Source organism: uncultured Cellulomonas sp., assembly GCF_947494015.1.
GTDB lineage: Bacteria > Actinomycetota > Actinomycetes > Actinomycetales > Cellulomonadaceae > Pengzhenrongella.
This window is the reverse complement of the sequence record NZ_CANLTL010000020.1, coordinates 25,584-40,432: the sequence shown is the minus strand read 5'-3', so window position 1 is coordinate 40,432 and position 14,849 is coordinate 25,584. Positions and strand designations below refer to the sequence as shown.

17 protein-coding genes are annotated in these 14,849 nt (G+C 71.4%); 3 read left to right on the top strand and 14 right to left on the bottom strand.

The genetic code is table 11. The features are described 5' to 3' along the window. Positions 1-395 precede the first annotated feature (395 nt). From Q0840_RS17760 to Q0840_RS17695, 14 genes are all read right to left on the bottom strand, one after another. Positions 396-998, bottom strand: coding sequence for a hypothetical protein (locus Q0840_RS17760; RefSeq protein ID WP_298462087.1), 603 nt, complete (start codon positions 996-998; stop codon positions 396-398). Then, entirely contained in the window at positions 995-4,132 is a 3,138-nt protein-coding gene (locus Q0840_RS17755) for a LysM peptidoglycan-binding domain-containing protein (RefSeq protein WP_298462083.1), read from the bottom strand. Before Q0840_RS17755 ends, Q0840_RS17760 begins: the two co-directional genes overlap by 4 nt. Before the next feature lie 3 nt (positions 4,133-4,135). Beyond that, positions 4,136-4,561, bottom strand: coding sequence for a hypothetical protein (locus Q0840_RS17750; RefSeq protein WP_298462080.1), 426 nt, complete (start codon positions 4,559-4,561; stop codon positions 4,136-4,138). Continuing rightward, positions 4,558-4,983 carry a TadE/TadG family type IV pilus assembly protein gene (locus tag Q0840_RS17745; RefSeq protein ID WP_298462077.1) on the bottom strand — a complete coding sequence of 142 codons (426 nt, stop codon included), beginning with the start codon at positions 4,981-4,983 and terminating at the stop codon, positions 4,558-4,560. Before Q0840_RS17745 ends, Q0840_RS17750 begins: the two co-directional genes overlap by 4 nt. Next, on the bottom strand, positions 4,980-5,411 hold the full coding sequence (locus tag Q0840_RS17740; RefSeq protein WP_298462074.1) for a TadE family protein: 432 nt from the start codon (positions 5,409-5,411) through the stop codon (positions 4,980-4,982). The genes Q0840_RS17745 and Q0840_RS17740 overlap by 4 nt, the downstream gene beginning before the upstream one ends. A 7-nt stretch (positions 5,412-5,418) precedes the next feature. Continuing rightward, positions 5,419-5,607 (bottom strand): hypothetical protein, encoded by a 189-nt coding sequence (locus tag Q0840_RS17735; protein WP_298462071.1) that lies wholly within the window; start codon positions 5,605-5,607, stop codon positions 5,419-5,421. A gap of 119 nt (positions 5,608-5,726) precedes the next feature. Next, on the bottom strand, positions 5,727-6,632 hold the full coding sequence (locus tag Q0840_RS17730; RefSeq protein ID WP_298462069.1) for a type II secretion system F family protein: 906 nt from the start codon (positions 6,630-6,632) through the stop codon (positions 5,727-5,729). 7 nt (positions 6,633-6,639) lie between these two features. Beyond that, positions 6,640-7,488 (bottom strand): type II secretion system F family protein, encoded by an 849-nt coding sequence (locus Q0840_RS17725; RefSeq protein WP_298462066.1) that lies wholly within the window; start codon positions 7,486-7,488, stop codon positions 6,640-6,642. Then, complete coding sequence (locus tag Q0840_RS17720; protein ID WP_298462065.1) at positions 7,485-8,993, bottom strand: CpaF family protein; 1,509 nt, start codon at positions 8,991-8,993, stop codon at positions 7,485-7,487. The genes Q0840_RS17725 and Q0840_RS17720 overlap by 4 nt, the downstream gene beginning before the upstream one ends. Next, complete coding sequence (locus Q0840_RS17715) at positions 8,990-9,772, bottom strand: hypothetical protein (RefSeq protein WP_298462064.1); 783 nt, start codon at positions 9,770-9,772, stop codon at positions 8,990-8,992. Before Q0840_RS17715 ends, Q0840_RS17720 begins: the two co-directional genes overlap by 4 nt. A 1-nt stretch (position 9,773) precedes the next feature. Next, a complete protein-coding gene (locus Q0840_RS17710; RefSeq protein ID WP_298462063.1) occupies positions 9,774-10,451 on the bottom strand; it encodes an SAF domain-containing protein in 678 nt (225 codons plus the stop codon). Continuing rightward, positions 10,448-11,044 carry a hypothetical protein gene (locus Q0840_RS17705; protein ID WP_298462062.1) on the bottom strand — a complete coding sequence of 199 codons (597 nt, stop codon included), beginning with the start codon at positions 11,042-11,044 and terminating at the stop codon, positions 10,448-10,450. Before Q0840_RS17705 ends, Q0840_RS17710 begins: the two co-directional genes overlap by 4 nt. After that, positions 11,041-11,964 (bottom strand): ParA family protein, encoded by a 924-nt coding sequence (locus Q0840_RS17700; protein WP_298462060.1) that lies wholly within the window; start codon positions 11,962-11,964, stop codon positions 11,041-11,043. Before Q0840_RS17700 ends, Q0840_RS17705 begins: the two co-directional genes overlap by 4 nt. Positions 11,965-12,274: 310 nt before the next feature. After that, a complete protein-coding gene (locus Q0840_RS17695; RefSeq protein WP_298462059.1) occupies positions 12,275-13,087 on the bottom strand; it encodes a hypothetical protein in 813 nt (270 codons plus the stop codon). Positions 13,088-13,339: 252 nt separating this feature from the next. On the opposite strand from Q0840_RS17695, the gene Q0840_RS17690 reads away from it, so the two are divergent. From Q0840_RS17690 to Q0840_RS17680, 3 genes are read left to right on the top strand one after another with little or no spacing between them, the layout of a single operon-like run. Next, positions 13,340-13,579: a hypothetical protein gene (locus Q0840_RS17690; RefSeq protein ID WP_298462058.1), complete on the top strand. Its 240-nt coding sequence runs from the start codon at positions 13,340-13,342 to the stop codon at positions 13,577-13,579. Next, positions 13,576-14,565: a conjugal transfer protein gene (locus Q0840_RS17685; RefSeq protein ID WP_298462057.1), complete on the top strand. Its 990-nt coding sequence runs from the start codon at positions 13,576-13,578 to the stop codon at positions 14,563-14,565. The genes Q0840_RS17690 and Q0840_RS17685 overlap by 4 nt, the downstream gene beginning before the upstream one ends. After that, positions 14,562-14,840, top strand: coding sequence for a hypothetical protein (locus Q0840_RS17680; RefSeq protein WP_298462055.1), 279 nt, complete (start codon positions 14,562-14,564; stop codon positions 14,838-14,840). The genes Q0840_RS17685 and Q0840_RS17680 overlap by 4 nt, the downstream gene beginning before the upstream one ends. The last annotated feature ends 9 nt before the right edge of the window (positions 14,841-14,849 follow it).

The window sequence follows — 14,849 nt, the reverse complement described above, 5'->3', positions numbered from 1 at the left end:
GGGGCTGTCGAAGAAGCCGTCGGCGGCAGGGACTGTGCACGTGACGATGACACCGCCGTCTCGGCCGTCCCACAACGGGTCGGTGGCAGGCGGCTGCGGATCGGACACCTTCATGTAGCAGCTGCGACCACTGTCCCAGTACCCGAACTCGGTAGTGCACGGGATCGTTGCTCCTCGGAGTGAGCACGTCGCCGGCTCGCCGCCCCCGCCTCCGCCCCCGCCGCCGGGGTTCGAGACGGGCGTTGTCGGCCCGTCACCTCCTGGATGGGTGACGCTGATGCGACAGGACCCGTAGCTGTATGAGGTACCGGGGGGGCACGTGATTGGCGCGGCCGCGGCCGTGGTGGCGCCGAACAGCAGGAGCACCACGGTCGTGATCACAACTGCCGCGCGCATCAGCACTGCTGTCCCTCTTGGGTCACCATCTCGCTGATCGTCCAGAAGTCGACCTGCCGCTGCATGAGCACGGAGGTGATCAGGCGAGGCGGGTAGCCAGCAAGCAGGATCGACTTGCCCTGTGCATCGACCTCGTCGACGCCCGAGTTGTCCAGGCAGACGTCGAGTCGCACCTGCTCGTGGCCAGCGCCGGTGGGGTCTTCGACGTAGTCGGTGACCGTGAGCGACGCGATTTCACGTTCCCCGGTCTGTCGTACGCCCTGTTCGGACAGCTGCGTGTACAGGGACACGATCTCCTCGCGGAGGTCGGAGGAGCCGATGGCCGGCAGGACGTCGGTTTCCCAGCCGACCATGCCCGCCTGGCCGACCCGGTTCACGGCGTCGATGTGAGCCTCGTACGCAGCAATCGCGGCGTCGATGTTCGCCTGCTTGGCCGCTTCGGCTGGGTCGACCGTCGGTGTGGGGCTAGGTGTGGGTGTCTGGCTGGGGGTGGTTGTGCTGGTGGGCGTGGTGGTGGGTGGCGTGGTGTCCGGGGTGCACGCCGTGAGCGCGCCAGCGGTCAGGAGTGCCACTAGGGCCGCGGTGGTGCGGTGGCGGATCATCTGGTGCCTCCCGTGGTGGTGCGGCGTGTGGTGAGGGCGTCGACCTCAGTGAGGAGGTTCTCGGTCTCGGGTTCGGCGTCGGTGTCGAGGTCTCCGAGGAGTGCCTGGAGCTGGTCGACGAGGCGGGTGACGTCCTCGGCACGGCCGGCGGCCCATTCAGCGCGGATGCCGTCGCGCCACACGCGCTCGTCGGCGGGGTCGACGAGTCGGCCGATCGCGGCGGCGTGGCGAGCGGTGGCTGTGTCGCCGGTCTGCAGGGCGCGGCGGGCGACTTCGTGGGCGACGTCGACGACGGCGGCGAGAATCTCCTGCATGAGCGGCTCAGCCCAGACGTATCGGGTGCTGCGGGCCTCGGCGAACGGCCGCCCGCGTACGAGGCCGAGGGCGGCCTTGAGGTCGGTCAGGGGCGTGGTGGTGGCGTCGGGGCCGACGAGATCGAGGAAGACCTGCCAGTCGACGGTCACGCCCTGCAGGCGGTACCCGCTCTCGGTGTCGCTGTTCACGTCGAGGTACCGGGGCAGGTGCTCACGGGCCTGGTCGTCGGTCCCGAGCCACCGGCGTGCGCGCGACACCGCAGAGACCCGCGTGGCTTCCTTGGGTGGGCGTCCGGGCCACAGGGCGGCGGAGATGTCGGCGCTGGTGGCTCCGGGGTGCAGGGCGAGGTAGGCGATCAGCTCGGTCTGCTGGCGGCGATGCCCGGTGGGCATGTCAATCCCGGAGGTGACCTCGACGTCCACGGGTCCCAGGACCCGTACGCAGGGCCTCTGCAGATGTGTCAGCTCGGCCCAGTCCTTGGGCTCGGCGACCACGACCGGCTTGTCGACGACGACCGGCTTGTCGACGACGACCGGCTCGGGCTGGAGGGGCAGCTCGTGCAGGGCCGGCTCGGTGGCGTCGAGGTTGGCGGCCCAGTGCGGTCCGGGCTGGGGGGCGCGGTCGCGCAGGAGACTCAGGGCCAGGTCGTAGGTCTCGGGTCGCAGCTGCTGGGGATGAATGGTGAGTCCGGCGGGCTGCAGGACACCGCGGGTGGGGTCGTCGACGTCGAGGTCCAGGACCCACTGCCCGGTCTGGTCGTCGGAGGTCACTGCGGCGATCCCGACGCGCGGAACCCGCGCGACGAGGGCCTCGAGGGCGGCGCGGACGGCGGGGTCGAGCTGCTCGCCGATCAGGAGGATCTCGGGAGTCCAGGCGTCCGCGGCCAGGCCGCGGCCGCGAGCTTCGGTCAGTGAGCTGGCGCCGGCGTCGTGCAGGGCCTGCTCGACGGCGGCGGCTCGCGCCTCGAGCTCGGTGATGATGTTGGCCAGGCCGTGGACGTGGCGGATGCGCCCGGTGTCTACGTGCTCGGCGAGGTCGGGCATCGTCGATACGAGGGTCACTTGCATGTCGTCGGCCCACGGGCTGGTGGCCAGCTCCACTGCGAGTGCGGCGAGAGTGGCGTGGGTGGTGGTCTGGTCGCCGCGGATGGACAGGCAGTCGACTTGCTCGAGGTCGAGCAGGACGTGGGCGGACTCCTCGTCGTGTCCGAGGGTGACCAGGGCGGGGTAGGGCGAGGGGGTGTCGATGGCTTCGTCGTCGATGGCGGCGGTGTCGGTCGCGGTGATCTGCCACACGCACCGGTCGTCGGTGCCGTTCCACGGGGCGGGCAGGTCGGCGGGCTGGTCGAGGTAGACCTCGAACAGCTGCTCGGTCAGGCGTGCGGCGCGCACGTCCGGCAGGGGCAGGTCGTTGGTGCGGTGCCAGGCGGCCATGGAGCGCAGGGCGCGGTTGACGGTGTCCAGACCCAGGGGGTCGGCTACCGCGCGCAGCTCGGCCTCGAGCACGGACTCGCCGCTGTCGGGCTCGGGCAGCGCGATGCGCTCCCCCGGGCGCCGGTGGCGGCGGGCTGCGGCGCGCTTGGCCGCGAGGAGGCCCAGGAGGCTGACCGCGAGCAGTCCGCCGACACCGGTGGGTGTGCGCACGTCGACGCCGCCCTGGTCGTCGTCCGCCTCGACGACGTCCGCGCTCGAGGTGTCCTGCGCCTGGTCGAGGGAGTTGCTGGGCGCCGTCAGGGCGGGGGCCGGCTGCGGTGCCGCAGTGATGGGCGCTGCGGCAGCCGCCTCCTCAGCGGCGGCCTCGTCCGCGGCAACTTGGGCGGCAGCAGCTTCAGCGGCGGCGGCCTGCTCAGCGGCGGCCTTCTCAGTGGCGGCGGCCTGAGTGGAAGCCGGTGGGGTGATGGGGGCAGGTGTCTGGGGTGCTGCTGTAGTCGGCAGGGCAAGGGTCCACCCGGTGCGCAGCAGGTCGGGGTCCTCGAGGTGCTGGCCGTTGCCCTGGTCGATGCCGTGGGAGGCGTCGTAGATCTCCTGCCATCGGTCGCCGTCGCCGAGCGTGTCCTGGGCGATGGACCACAGGCTCTCCCCCGGTGCGACGGTGTGCGTGGTCGGGGTGCTGGGGGCGGTGGGGTCGGTGGTGGCGGGGATGGGCAGGGTTAGGGTCCAGCCCGGCTCGATCCAGTGGTTGGTGGTCAGGGTGGCGCCTGCAGGCTGCGGCGCGTCGTAGTTGAGGTCGGCGATCTCCCGCCAGCGCTGTCCGTCGCCGAGGTGTGTCGCGGCGATTGCCCACAGCGAGTCGCCCTTGCGCACGGTGTACGTCGCCAGCTCGACCTCGGGGGCCGCTGCGGGTGCCGTGGCCGTGAGGCTCTGGTCGGCGACGGCCCCGGCCGTGGAGCTGGTGGCGGGCGTGGTGGCTTCGACGGCGGCGCTGATGGCGGCCGGGATGTGGTGCTCGGTGGCGGTGGCGGGGCTCAGGGGCCCGAAGGTCAGTCCGGCGACGGCCGCGGCGATCAGGCTGGCTGCGGCGCGCTGCTGCATGCCCATCCCGGGCAGGCGGGGGGCTGAGACTCCGCGGAGCTGGGCTGCGGCCTCGGTGAGGGTTGCGACCGCGAACGTCGCCCATCCGACCCAGGCGATGACCTCGAGGAGTCCGAGGACGAGGCTGCCGGTGTAGTCGGGCCTGGTCAGGGTCGTGGTGATCTGTTCGAGGGAGGGCAGCGCGGTGGGGATGGGGCTGCCGGCGACCAGCCACAGCGCCACGGGGACACCGACGAGCAGGACGATGAGCAGCAGGCAGGCGAGCAGTCCTGTGATGCGTGCGCGCATGGGTCAGCTCTCTCCTGTGATGCCGCGGGCGACGCGGGCGGTCGCGGTGCCGGTGACGGTCCATGGTCCGCCGATGGTCAGGATCTGCGGGACGTAGGTCGTGCTCGTGGTGACGGTGACCAGGTCACCGGTGACGGTGACGCTCCCGGCCATCCCGGCTGCGGCCAGGATGTCGTTCGCGGCGGCTGTGGCTGTGCTGGCGCTGATGGGTGGGCGGGTCCCGGTGAGCTGGGTGGTGCTGGTCGTGAGCTGCTGCCCGGCGGCGCGGGCCGCGGCTTGGGCGACGTGGGCGGCGTTGTCGCCGGCGCGCAGGCGCCCGCCGGCGTCGACGACGAGCCCGAGCATCACGATGAGGGCCGCCACGACCACGACGAGCAGGATCGAGACGTCTCCCCGCTCGGTGTCGTCGCGGCGGCGCACTGGTGTCATGACCTGCTCCGGTAGGTATCCAGCACGCTGGTGCTGGTGGCGGTCAGGGTCCGGGTGGCGCTGACGCCGGGCAGCGCGAGGTCGTCCAGGGGGACGGTGCAGGCAACGGTCACGGTGACCTGCCCGCTCTGCCCCACGGGGCGGGCGAATGCCGCCGTATCGACCGCCACGGACGTGGTCACGCATTCCAGCTCGGAGTTGTCCAGAGTGGTGGCCACGACATCGTTGGCCGCGGTGCGCGCGGCGCTGGCGGTGCGGGAGATCGACGCCGCCCGGGCCGCTTCGTGGGCCGCGGACTGGACGGTGCCGCCGGCGATGGTCACCCGTCCGGCCATGAGCAGCAGCATCCCGACCAGGAGCAGGGCCGGGACTGCGATGACAGTGCCCAGAGTGGTCGATCCGGTTTCACGGGAGCGGCTCATGGCACGAACCGCTCGACGGCGCCGCTGGCGGTCTGGGTGATCGGCAGCCCGCTGACGCCGGGCAGGATTGACAGTGCCGAGCCGGTGACGGTCACCGTGACGGTGGCCGGTCCCCGCTCGACCTGGACCGTGGCGCCGGTGATCAGGCTCGCGCCGCCGGCGCGCTCGAGGCGGGCGGTGCCCTCGCTGATCCCGTCGGCGGCGGTGGCGTCCTGTGAGCGGGCCGCGATCACGGCCCCGTTGGCGACGTCGCGGGCGACGTTGCGGGCGTGGGCGTACACCCCGCCCTGGACGATCGCGAACAGCAGCAGCAGGACGGCCGGGTACAGGATCACCGCCTCGACGCTCGCCGAGCCGCGCTCGGGGCACAGGCGAGCGGCCCAGGGGGGTCGGGGCACCCTGGGCCGCCGCGCCTGTGTCGTGGTCATGGTGGGCCTAGAGCTGCGCGGTGTAGCGGCCGACCAGGGCCACGACGGCTGCGACGACGCCGATCGCCAGGGCGAGGACCCCGGCGGCGATGACGACGTACTCGATGGCCGATCCGGCCTCGCGGTTCGAGTCGGTCCTGGCCTCCTCGAAGCGGCCGAGGACGATGGTGTACATGGTGACCAGGGTCTGGATCATCTGGGGTTTCCCTTGGGTGCGGTGGCGGGCACGGCCTGTAACAGCAGTAGATGCATTCTGAGACACGGATGTGACAGGCCATGACGAATCGGATGCTCCGGGCCCGTTCGAGGGACCCATCACGGGGCCATGCCCAGGGCCTGCATCCCGATGGGGACGACCAGCGCGAACGTGAAGACGATGACGGTCGCCGCCATGGGGATGTTCATGCGGGTGGAGGCGTCGTTGGCGGCGGCTCGCTCGAGGGACATCTGGGTGCCGCGCATGCTGCGGGCGCGCCCGCGAAGCTGCTCCACGACGGCCGTCCCCTCGGCGCCGGCCAGGCGCATGATGTCGGCGACGTCGTGCAGCGCGGGCACGGCCAGTTCGTCGCTGAGCTCGTGGAGGGCGGCCCAGGGCGTCTTGCCGGCCCAGCGCGCCCGCTGCAGGGTCTGGGCGATGCGCCGAAACGGCCACGACTGGGCGACCTCGGCCGCGCCTTCGGTGGCCTGAGTGGCGCCGGCGCCGCTCATCCGCTCGATCGCGAGGAGTTCGAGGTAGGCGCCGACGGCCCGGGTGAAGTCGGCGCGGGCGGCACGCGCCTTGCTGGTCGCCTCGACGTCGGGCAGGACCCACCCAGCAACGCCGAACAGGATCGCGGCGCCCAGGGGCACGGTGACCGAGACGGACAGTCCAGCCACGACGGCCAGCACGCTGAGGATCGGAGCGGCCAGCGCGGCAGCCGCCGCCGCGAGGACCTTCTCGCCCAGGTGGGTGTGGGGGGCTTTCTCGATCAGGTCGAGGTCAGCCCGCGACGGCGTGAGCTGAGGGATGACGGGTGCGGTGATGTACCGGACTGCGGCCGCACCGACGCGGTCGGTGAGGCTGGCCGCGGGGTCGAGGGTCACAGGGGTGGGCCGGCTGGTGCCGGCCAGGCGGTCCAGCGCGCTCTTGAGGTGGGGGTCGGCGGGTACGGCCTCGCGGACCAGGAGCCACACGCCGGCCCCGATGGTCGCCCCGCACAGCAGAGGGATCAGCCACGTCATGGTGTGCTCACGTCCCCACGGTCGTGGCGGGCAGGAACCGTGGGACGGGCTTGCCGGCGGCGATGTGCTGCATCCACAGCAGGCACCCGCCGTAGGCGGCGAGGAGCACCAGTGCGATGACCTGCCCCAGGGGGGTGCCGTACCAGCTGATGTAGGTCGTCGTCAGGCTCAGCGCTGCCAGGCCCAGGACGCTGATGATCGTGACCACACGGGCGGTGGTGCGCGGACCGGACCGGTCTGCCTCGATCTGCCGCTCGGCGGTGGTCAGCTCGGCGACGGTGTCGGCGAGCTCGTCCAGGGCCCTGCTGACCGCTCCCCCGCGCCGCTGGGATTCCAGGATGAGGCAGGCCACGACCAGGTCGCAGGTGTAGTGGTTCACCTCGTCAGCCCACCGCCGTAGTGCCCCCTCGATCGGCTGCTGGGCGTTGAGCCGCGCGACTAGGCCGGCCAGCGACGGCTGCAGGGTGGGAGGTGCTGACCCCAGGGACGCGCGGATGGCTTGCTCGAGGCCGGTGCCGCCTCCGACGAGAGTTCCGGACAGTCCGCGCAGCCACGTCTCGAGGTCGGCCAGCTGCTGCACCTCGACGCTCTTGGCTGGTCGTAGCAGGCTGGGCAGGCCGAGGGCTGCAGCGGGCAGCACCAGGACTGTGAGCCACCACCCGGTGAACGCGGCGAGCAGGACCGCGAGGGCCGCGGAGATGAGCAGGGTGCGCCGCTGGGTTGGTCTCAGGCGCCCGGCGGCGGTGGAGGTGCGCCGGGGCCGGGTGGGGGGCGCGGTGGTGGAGAGCCCCACTGCGATGGTGAGCAGGCCGGCGCCGCCCAGCAGGACGGCGAGGCCGGCTGCCAGGGGGGTCATCGGGGCCCCCAGGTGCCCTCGGTGTAGGTCAGCAGGCTCTGGTCGAACCCGGCGCGCACGAGGGCGTTGAGGAAGGTCGGGTTGGAAGCCGGCACGGCGCGCCCGTCAGGGCCGGGGATGAACAGGTCGCTGACGGCGACGGGCTGGTGCTGCTCACCGGGGGTGACCTCGATGACCTGGCTGACGTAGCGGTACCGGGAGCCGTCGGGGCGCTCGTCGACGGACAGGTGCACGATCAGGTCGATGGACTGCGCGATCTGCCGGTAGGCGTAGGTCTCTGAAAGGCGGGAGTCCTTGACGGCCAGTCCGACGAGCCGCTCGATGACGTCGCGGGCGGAGTCGGCGTGCACGGTGGACATGGACCCGTTGCCGCCCTGCATGGCCTCGAACATCGCGACGATCTCGGGGCCGCGGACCTCCCCGACGATGATCCGGTCGATGTTGTGGCGCAGGGCCCGGTAGACGAGCTCCATGGTGGTGATCTCCCCGGCCCGGCCGCCGGAGGCGGTCTGCTCGCCGCTGCCCACTCGTGCCTGCAGCGGCAGGACCCGGTTGCGCCGGGCGGGCTCCTCGTGGAGGTAGAGCTCGTAGTCGGTCTCGATGGTCGCGACGGACGTCCACGTGGGTATGGCGGCGGCGAGGGCTCGCAGCAGGGTGGTCTTCCCGCTGCCTTGGCCCTCGCCGGAGATGATGAGCGACTTCTTGGCACGCACTGCCGCGGTCAGGAACGACTCGAGCACTCCGTCGATGGTGTTGTTCTCGCGCAGCTTGCTCAGCTCGACGTGCTTGAGGTGCTGCATCCGGATGGTCACGCGGGGCCACGGGGTGACCCAGGACAATGCGGCCAGACGTGCGTGCCCGGGCAGGGGCATCTCCAGGAACGGGTTGGAGCGCGTGAAACTGCGTTCGATGTCCGGATCACGGGAGGCCAGGAACGCCAGGTCGGCGATCAGGTCGGCGTTGGAGTCTGCTACCGGCGGGGCGTACTCGTGTCGTCCGTCGGCGTAGATGACGAGGACCCGGTCGTGGCCGTCGATCTCGATGTTGACGACCCCGTCGAGCTCGACGAGGGGCTGCAGCCGACCCAGGCGGTACATCGCGTCGAACAGCGCCTTGACCAGCCGTGTCTCGAGCTCGGTGGTCAGCGGGGGCTGCCCGTTGCGCAGGAGGGCGTCGGAGTGGTCGCGCACCACCTGAACGATGTGGGCGCGGCCGAGCTCCTCTCGGCTGGAGGCGTCCAGGGTGCTCTGGAAGGTCAGGGCGGCGGCCTGGAGATCGGCGACCCTGCTGCGCAGTGCGGTGACGGTGCGCCAGAAGTCCCGGTCGGCGGCGCCCGTGAGGACGTCGGCGGCCTGGGTCCGAGCGGGCGTGGGGATGGTCCTGGGGACTGGGGTGTCGGTGGGTGCCGGTGTGCGCGGGGAGCGGCCGGCGGGGGCAGAGCTCGGTGGGGCCGCGAACAGCGGGAGGTCGTCCAGGGGGGTGATGTCGTCGGCGTCGGTGCTCATCGGGGTTCCTTGGTGTCGAGCTGGTCGCGTCGCTGGGTGATGTGCTGGCCGATCTGGTCAGCAACGGTTGTCGCGGTGCGCATCAGTGGTGACTTGGTGAACTGGCCGGTCGGGCGGGTGCCGACGCTCAGGACCTGCGCCGAGACCTGGTCCCACGCCAGGGTCCCGACGGAGGTCAGGCCGACGTGCTTAGCGATCTGCTGCTCGGTGTAGGGCCGGCCGGGGCCGACCACGAGCAGCGCGAGGTTGGTCACCGCCCGGGTGGAGGAGGACACCCGGTCGGCGGCGATGGCCTGGGTCATCACCACGTCTGGCAGTCGTGAGCTGGTGGTCAGCAGCACGAGGTCGGCCACTGTCAGGAGCGGCTCGCGGTCCTCGCGCGCCTGGATGCGTCCCAGGTCGACGATGACGTCCACTCCCCCGGCTTCGAGCGCTGCCAGGTGGCTGGCCAGGGGGCCCCACAGGTCCCGCAGGGACGCCGCGGAGCGTGGCTTGAGGATGCCGGGCAGGAACGCGCGCTGCGTGTCGGTCTGGTCCAGGGCCATGGTCTGGTCCCACAGCTCGCGGTCGGTGAGGTCGCCGTGGCTGTGTGCGATGGCGAGCTGGTGCAGTCCCCGGTCGTGAGGTACGAGAGCGCGGTAGTAGCCGGGCATCACCGATGTGCCGGCGAGGTCGGCTTCGACGAGCAGCACTGATCGTGGCCAGACCATGGCCAAGGCCAGGGCCGCGGTGGTGACCCCGGGGGCGCCCTTGGCTGAGGCGAGTGCGATGAGTGCCACGTCAGTCCTCCAGCGAGTCCAGGATCAGCGCGACCCGCCCGGTGGCGGCCCGGGCGGCCAGGTCAGCGGCGTCCTGGGTGCCGACGGCGACGTTGACGATCACGGTGTCTGCGTCGGTGGGGCTGACCGCCACGACGGTCGCGGGCAGGGTCGGTGGCGTCTGGGCCGGCGGGTCGCCTTGGGTGATGGGGGTCTCCACGATCCGAACTCGGTCACCGGCTCGCAGGTCGATGGTGGGCCGCTGGGCTGCGGTCAGGGCGACGCCCACCACAGACTGACCGCTGGGCGGGGTCAGGGCGGTGGTGGTGGCCTGTGGGGTCAGGAGTGCGCCCGGGAACAGGTCGGTGGCGGCGTACTGGCCGATGACTTCGTCGATCTGGGCGGCGGGTACTGGCTGCAGGGCGCTGGCGGTGCTCGGCAGGTCGACGATGGTCAGGTCCTGGGCAGTGATGACCGTGCCGCGGGGCACCTCACGGGTCAGCGCAACGGCGTCGACCGAGTTGGACAGCCGGCCTACGACCAGGACCGCCGCCAGGGACCCCAGCGCGATCAGGGCCACGCCGAGGCCGACCATCCCCCAGCGGCGGCGAGGCCGCAGCGGCTTGGGGCGGATGGGGGCCGCCGGTGTGACGCGGGCCGGTGCCTGCTGCGGGGTGGTGGTCGTGGTCGTGGTCGTCATCGCTCGTCCTGGGGGGTCTTGAGGTAGGCGGTGAGCGCCACCGTGATGAGGTGGCTGCGGTCCACTGCCCCGGTCTGCTCGACGAGGTCCTCGATCACGGCGCGGTTCTCGGTGGACATCCGCAGCATGACCTGGGTGCGCGGGACGCCTGCGCCTGGTCGGACCCGACGTGGCGCGCGCTGGAACAGGCTGGTCGGGGCGGCGCCGACGAGGTCGGTCGTGACCGCCCGGCGCAGCCGCTCGTACGGGTCAGGCTGGTCGGCGTCGACGAGGGCGTCGATCGCGTCGAACACTAGGAGCGTGTTCGACGTCCCCTCGGTGTCGCGGCGCTTGTTGAACGGCTCGACGAGCTCGCTGGGCACGTGCACCGGGTAGTTCGTGTTCGTCGCTCGCCCCGCTGTAGCCGGGCGTGGCCGCGGGCGTACCTGCTCGGCGCGGCTTGGTGGCTGCGCAGTGGCCTGGTCAGGCAGATCGGTCGTGTCGTCGTCCTTGTCCGCCGCCGCCGGTCTGGACCCGAGCCGGCCCTTGAGGCCGGCGGAGCGGCCGAAGGCTGAGCCGAGGTCCTGGCGCCCCAGACTGCTGTCGGAGTTCATCGGTCGGTCTCCCCCGTCTCGTGCTTCTCCAGGCGGGCGACGATCTCCTCCGCCAGCTGCTGGTAGTCCCCTGCGAGCCCGGTGACCGAGCTGGCGACCACGGGTTGGTCGGTGGTGCGGGTCCGCAGGCGGGTGTACCAGGGCTCCTGCGTGCGAGCGACCTCCTCGAGCTCATGCACCAGACGCCCGCTGTTGCGGGCCTGCACCGCTGAGACCTCGGCGTGCCGGATCACGGCGTGGAACAGCGGGTCCTCGGCTTGGAGGTCTGCGGCGATCTCGCGCAGCGTGTCCTGGCGAAGTCGCGTCGTGGAGGTGCCTGAGCCGAACAGCACGACGCCCAGCAGGTCGACCTCGGGGTTGACCGTGCGGGCTGCGGTGAAGCGGTCGGCGATGTGAGAGATAGCCTTGCGGCTACTGACGTCGGACTTGGTGGGGATCAGCAGCCAGCGGGCGGCGGCCAGGGCGATCTCCTGGATCACGCGTCCCTTGGGCGGGCAGTCCAAGAGCACCACGTCGTAGTCGCCAGCGATGGGCGCCAGGCTCACTGCGAGGGACTCCATCACGGCCTCCTCGCCGCGGCGTCCGCGCCGGGCGTCCAGAACGCCGGCGAGGTCCTCGGTGTACTCCCCCGCCGGGATGACGTCGAGGTTCGCCCGGACATCGCGTATCGGGGTCAACGCTGCGCCGGTGGTGATGGCCTGGAACGCCGCTTCGCCGTGGTCTCCACGGCCTGTGGCGGTGTACCCCAGGTCCTCGCCCAGGTTGGACTGCGAGTCCAGGTCCACGGCCAGCACGCGCATCTCGGCAGCCGCGAGTAGTCCTGCGACATTCGCGGTGATGGACGTCTTGCCGACGCCTCCCTTGCCAGTCGCCACAGCGATGACACGTGACAGGCCGCGGCGTTGCTCTGTCGTCAGCATGTGAACCTCTCGCTGGAAGCGCTCAGGCCTCTGTAGTAGCCCGGCGTGATCGCGACAGTAACGACAGTTGCTAGCAAGCGCCAACATGGAGGCATGCGACCCGCATGCAGATGACCCGCCGCGCTACTGCAAGTGCACTGATAGCGGCAGACGAGCGGACTGCAACGTACTGACGCGGTTAACGCAGGTTGCATGGTGTCCGACCGTGAGTGGCATGCAAGCCGCTATCAAGGCACTACTAGCGTTATACCGATGGGCTTTATGACGGGTAGATAGGGCCTACCGGTAGTGATGGTGCGCGCTACTAGTGTTAGGCCGCCTGGTCGTCGTGCACTGCCTGGGCGAGGCGGCGCACGGCGCGGTGAGCGCGCTTGCGCAGGGCGGCGTGGGTGATGTCGAGCTCGACTGCGAGGCTGCGGGCGTCGGTGGGGGAGTCTGCGTCGCTGATGTACAGGCGGGTGATCAGGGACGCCTCGGCCGGGGTGATCGCCTGGACGTCCACGCCCCACGCCACGACCTCCAGTGCCTCGCCGATCGAGCCGAGGGTGTGCTCGCACGGGTCGACGTGGCTGCGTGCCATCTGGGCGGTGAGGATCTCGTCGGGCAGTGGTACCTCGTGCTCGTGGGTCTTGCGTACCTGGCGGCCGGCGACGGCGTCGAGGGTGGCGAAGTGCAGTCGCGTGGCGACGGGCCCGGACCGCTCGAGGGGGTAAGTGGAGATCGCGGTCCACATGGCCGCGACCGTCTCGGCGAAGGCCTCGTCGAGGGTCGCGTGCCGCGCGCGGCACCGCTGGGCGATGGTGATCGTCGAGCCGAGCATGCACTGCAGCACCGTACGGCCGGCCGCGTAGCTGCCGGCTGCGTGCTCGGCCAGAAGTGCACCGAGGACCTCGTCGGCGCTGGTGCGGTCCAGGCGGGTGCTGGGGCCCGTGGCGGGCTGGAAGTACGGCCGCAGGGCCGGCCAGCGCTGCAGCCAGGTGTCCGATTCCTCGGCGAAGGCGCCGGTCGCGACGAGGTCGACCCACTCGCGGTTGAGGGTCTGGATCACCGGGACCGGCTGGGACGTGGCGTCGTCGCGAGCCGGACTGTGCGGCCGGCGTGTGGTGGTGCGGGGGTTCGTCATGGCGGGCCTCCTTTCCCCGCCCCTGACCGTCCTCACGACCCCTTGCCCGAACCCCTTGCCCACACCCTCCCGCGCGGTGTGATGTGCGTCACAGTGACCGTGTGCCCGGGTAAAGGCGCTGGTCACGCGCGTCTTGGTCCTCGGGTTGGCGGAGAAAGTCGTGGTTGGTGTGTCCCGCGGGGGCTGGGTCGCGCAGTTACTGCTGTCAGCGCCAGAAGACCAAGAGCGACGAGAGAGCCCGGGTGATCGGTCATGTGCGATGTCCAGACGCTGCGTGACAGCGCGGTGGTGCGAGCGGCGCGCCGCGAGGTGGCCACGTGCCTGACCCCGGTTCTTGAGCGCCTGCGCGTGGACCCGCTGGGAGACGACGAGACCTGCGCGGCGGTGATCGCCCTGGGGGAGGTTCTGTCCGGCGCCCGGGCGGTCGAGGGCCGAGCCGCGCGATCGAGGTTGGCCGCTGAGTTGGCTGACGGGGGAGAGGCGGGCGCGTGAGCGTCTCACTGAAGGCTCGGCGCAGGTCGCCGGCGTCGCAGGAGCCGGAGGCCGCCGCGGAGTCGCCTGCGGTGGCGTCGGCGCAGACGTGGACGAACGGGCCGTCGCTGATGACGAAGGCGGCGTCGGTCGCGCTGTGGGGGTGCTTGCTGTGCGGCCCGGTCGCGTTGGGTGTGGCTGCGACGGCGGTGGCTGGCGGTGAGGGTGCTCCGGTCGCGGTGGCGGCTCCGGTCGCGCCTGGTCAGGTCATGGCTGTGGGGGACTCGGCGGTGACGACGGTCTCGACGTGGCTGACGGCGACCCGGTCTGACGGCGCCGCCCTGCAGGCCATCTACCCCGCTGCGCAGTGGTCGACGCTGCCCGAGGTCGCTCCCGAGCTTCGGGCTGGTGCTGTCGCTGACGTCGTCGACGTTGGGCAGGGGGTGTGGTCGGTCACGGTCGGTGTCGACGTGCGCACCAGCGAGGCAGATGCATGGGTTCGCCGCTACTACGAGGTGCCGGTGGCCGCGGTCACCACCGCGCAGGGGTCGATGGCGCAGCCGCTGACCTTGCCGGCGATCGTGCCGGCTCCCGGTGATGAGACCGGCGCGGCGGTGGCGTACCCGGTGGCGCAGTCGTCGACGGGCCCGTTGGGGTCGGCGTCGGGTGACTTCCTGCGGGCGCTGCTGGCTGGGCAGGGAGACATCACCCGGTACACGAGCCCGGGGACGTCGATCAGCGCGGTCACGCCGGCCGCGTTCGACGAGGTCGTCGTTCGCACGGTCATGAGCTCGGAGCAGGTCGAAGACGTCGGCGCGCCGGCTGATGGGCGCACCGCGCAGGTGCTCGTCGAGGTCGTCTGCGGCACCGGTGACGGTGCCGTGACGGCGCAGTACCGGCTGGCCTTCACCGCCCGCGCGGGGCGGTGGGAGGTCACCCGCATGCAAGGGACCCCAGTTCTCGGCGGCGCTCGTGCCGTCACCCAACCCGCAGGAGGCACCTCATGAACGTCCACATGCCCGCAGGTCTGATCGACAACCTGACGACGCAGGCCGTCGACCTGACGACCCTGTTCAAGACGGGGGTGACCCTGGCGATCCTCGTGTTCGTCGCCATCTACGTGTTCAAGGGCGGCTTCTCGCTGGCGAAGCTGGCGATGGGAGCGCTGGTCGGGGGACTGCTGATGTGGCTGGTGGTGGGCAACGGCATCACCACGGTGCAGCAGCAGGTCGGCAACGACCTGGCTGCGGCCGTTCCCGTGTCGGTGAGCCGGCACGTCTGAGCTGAGGAC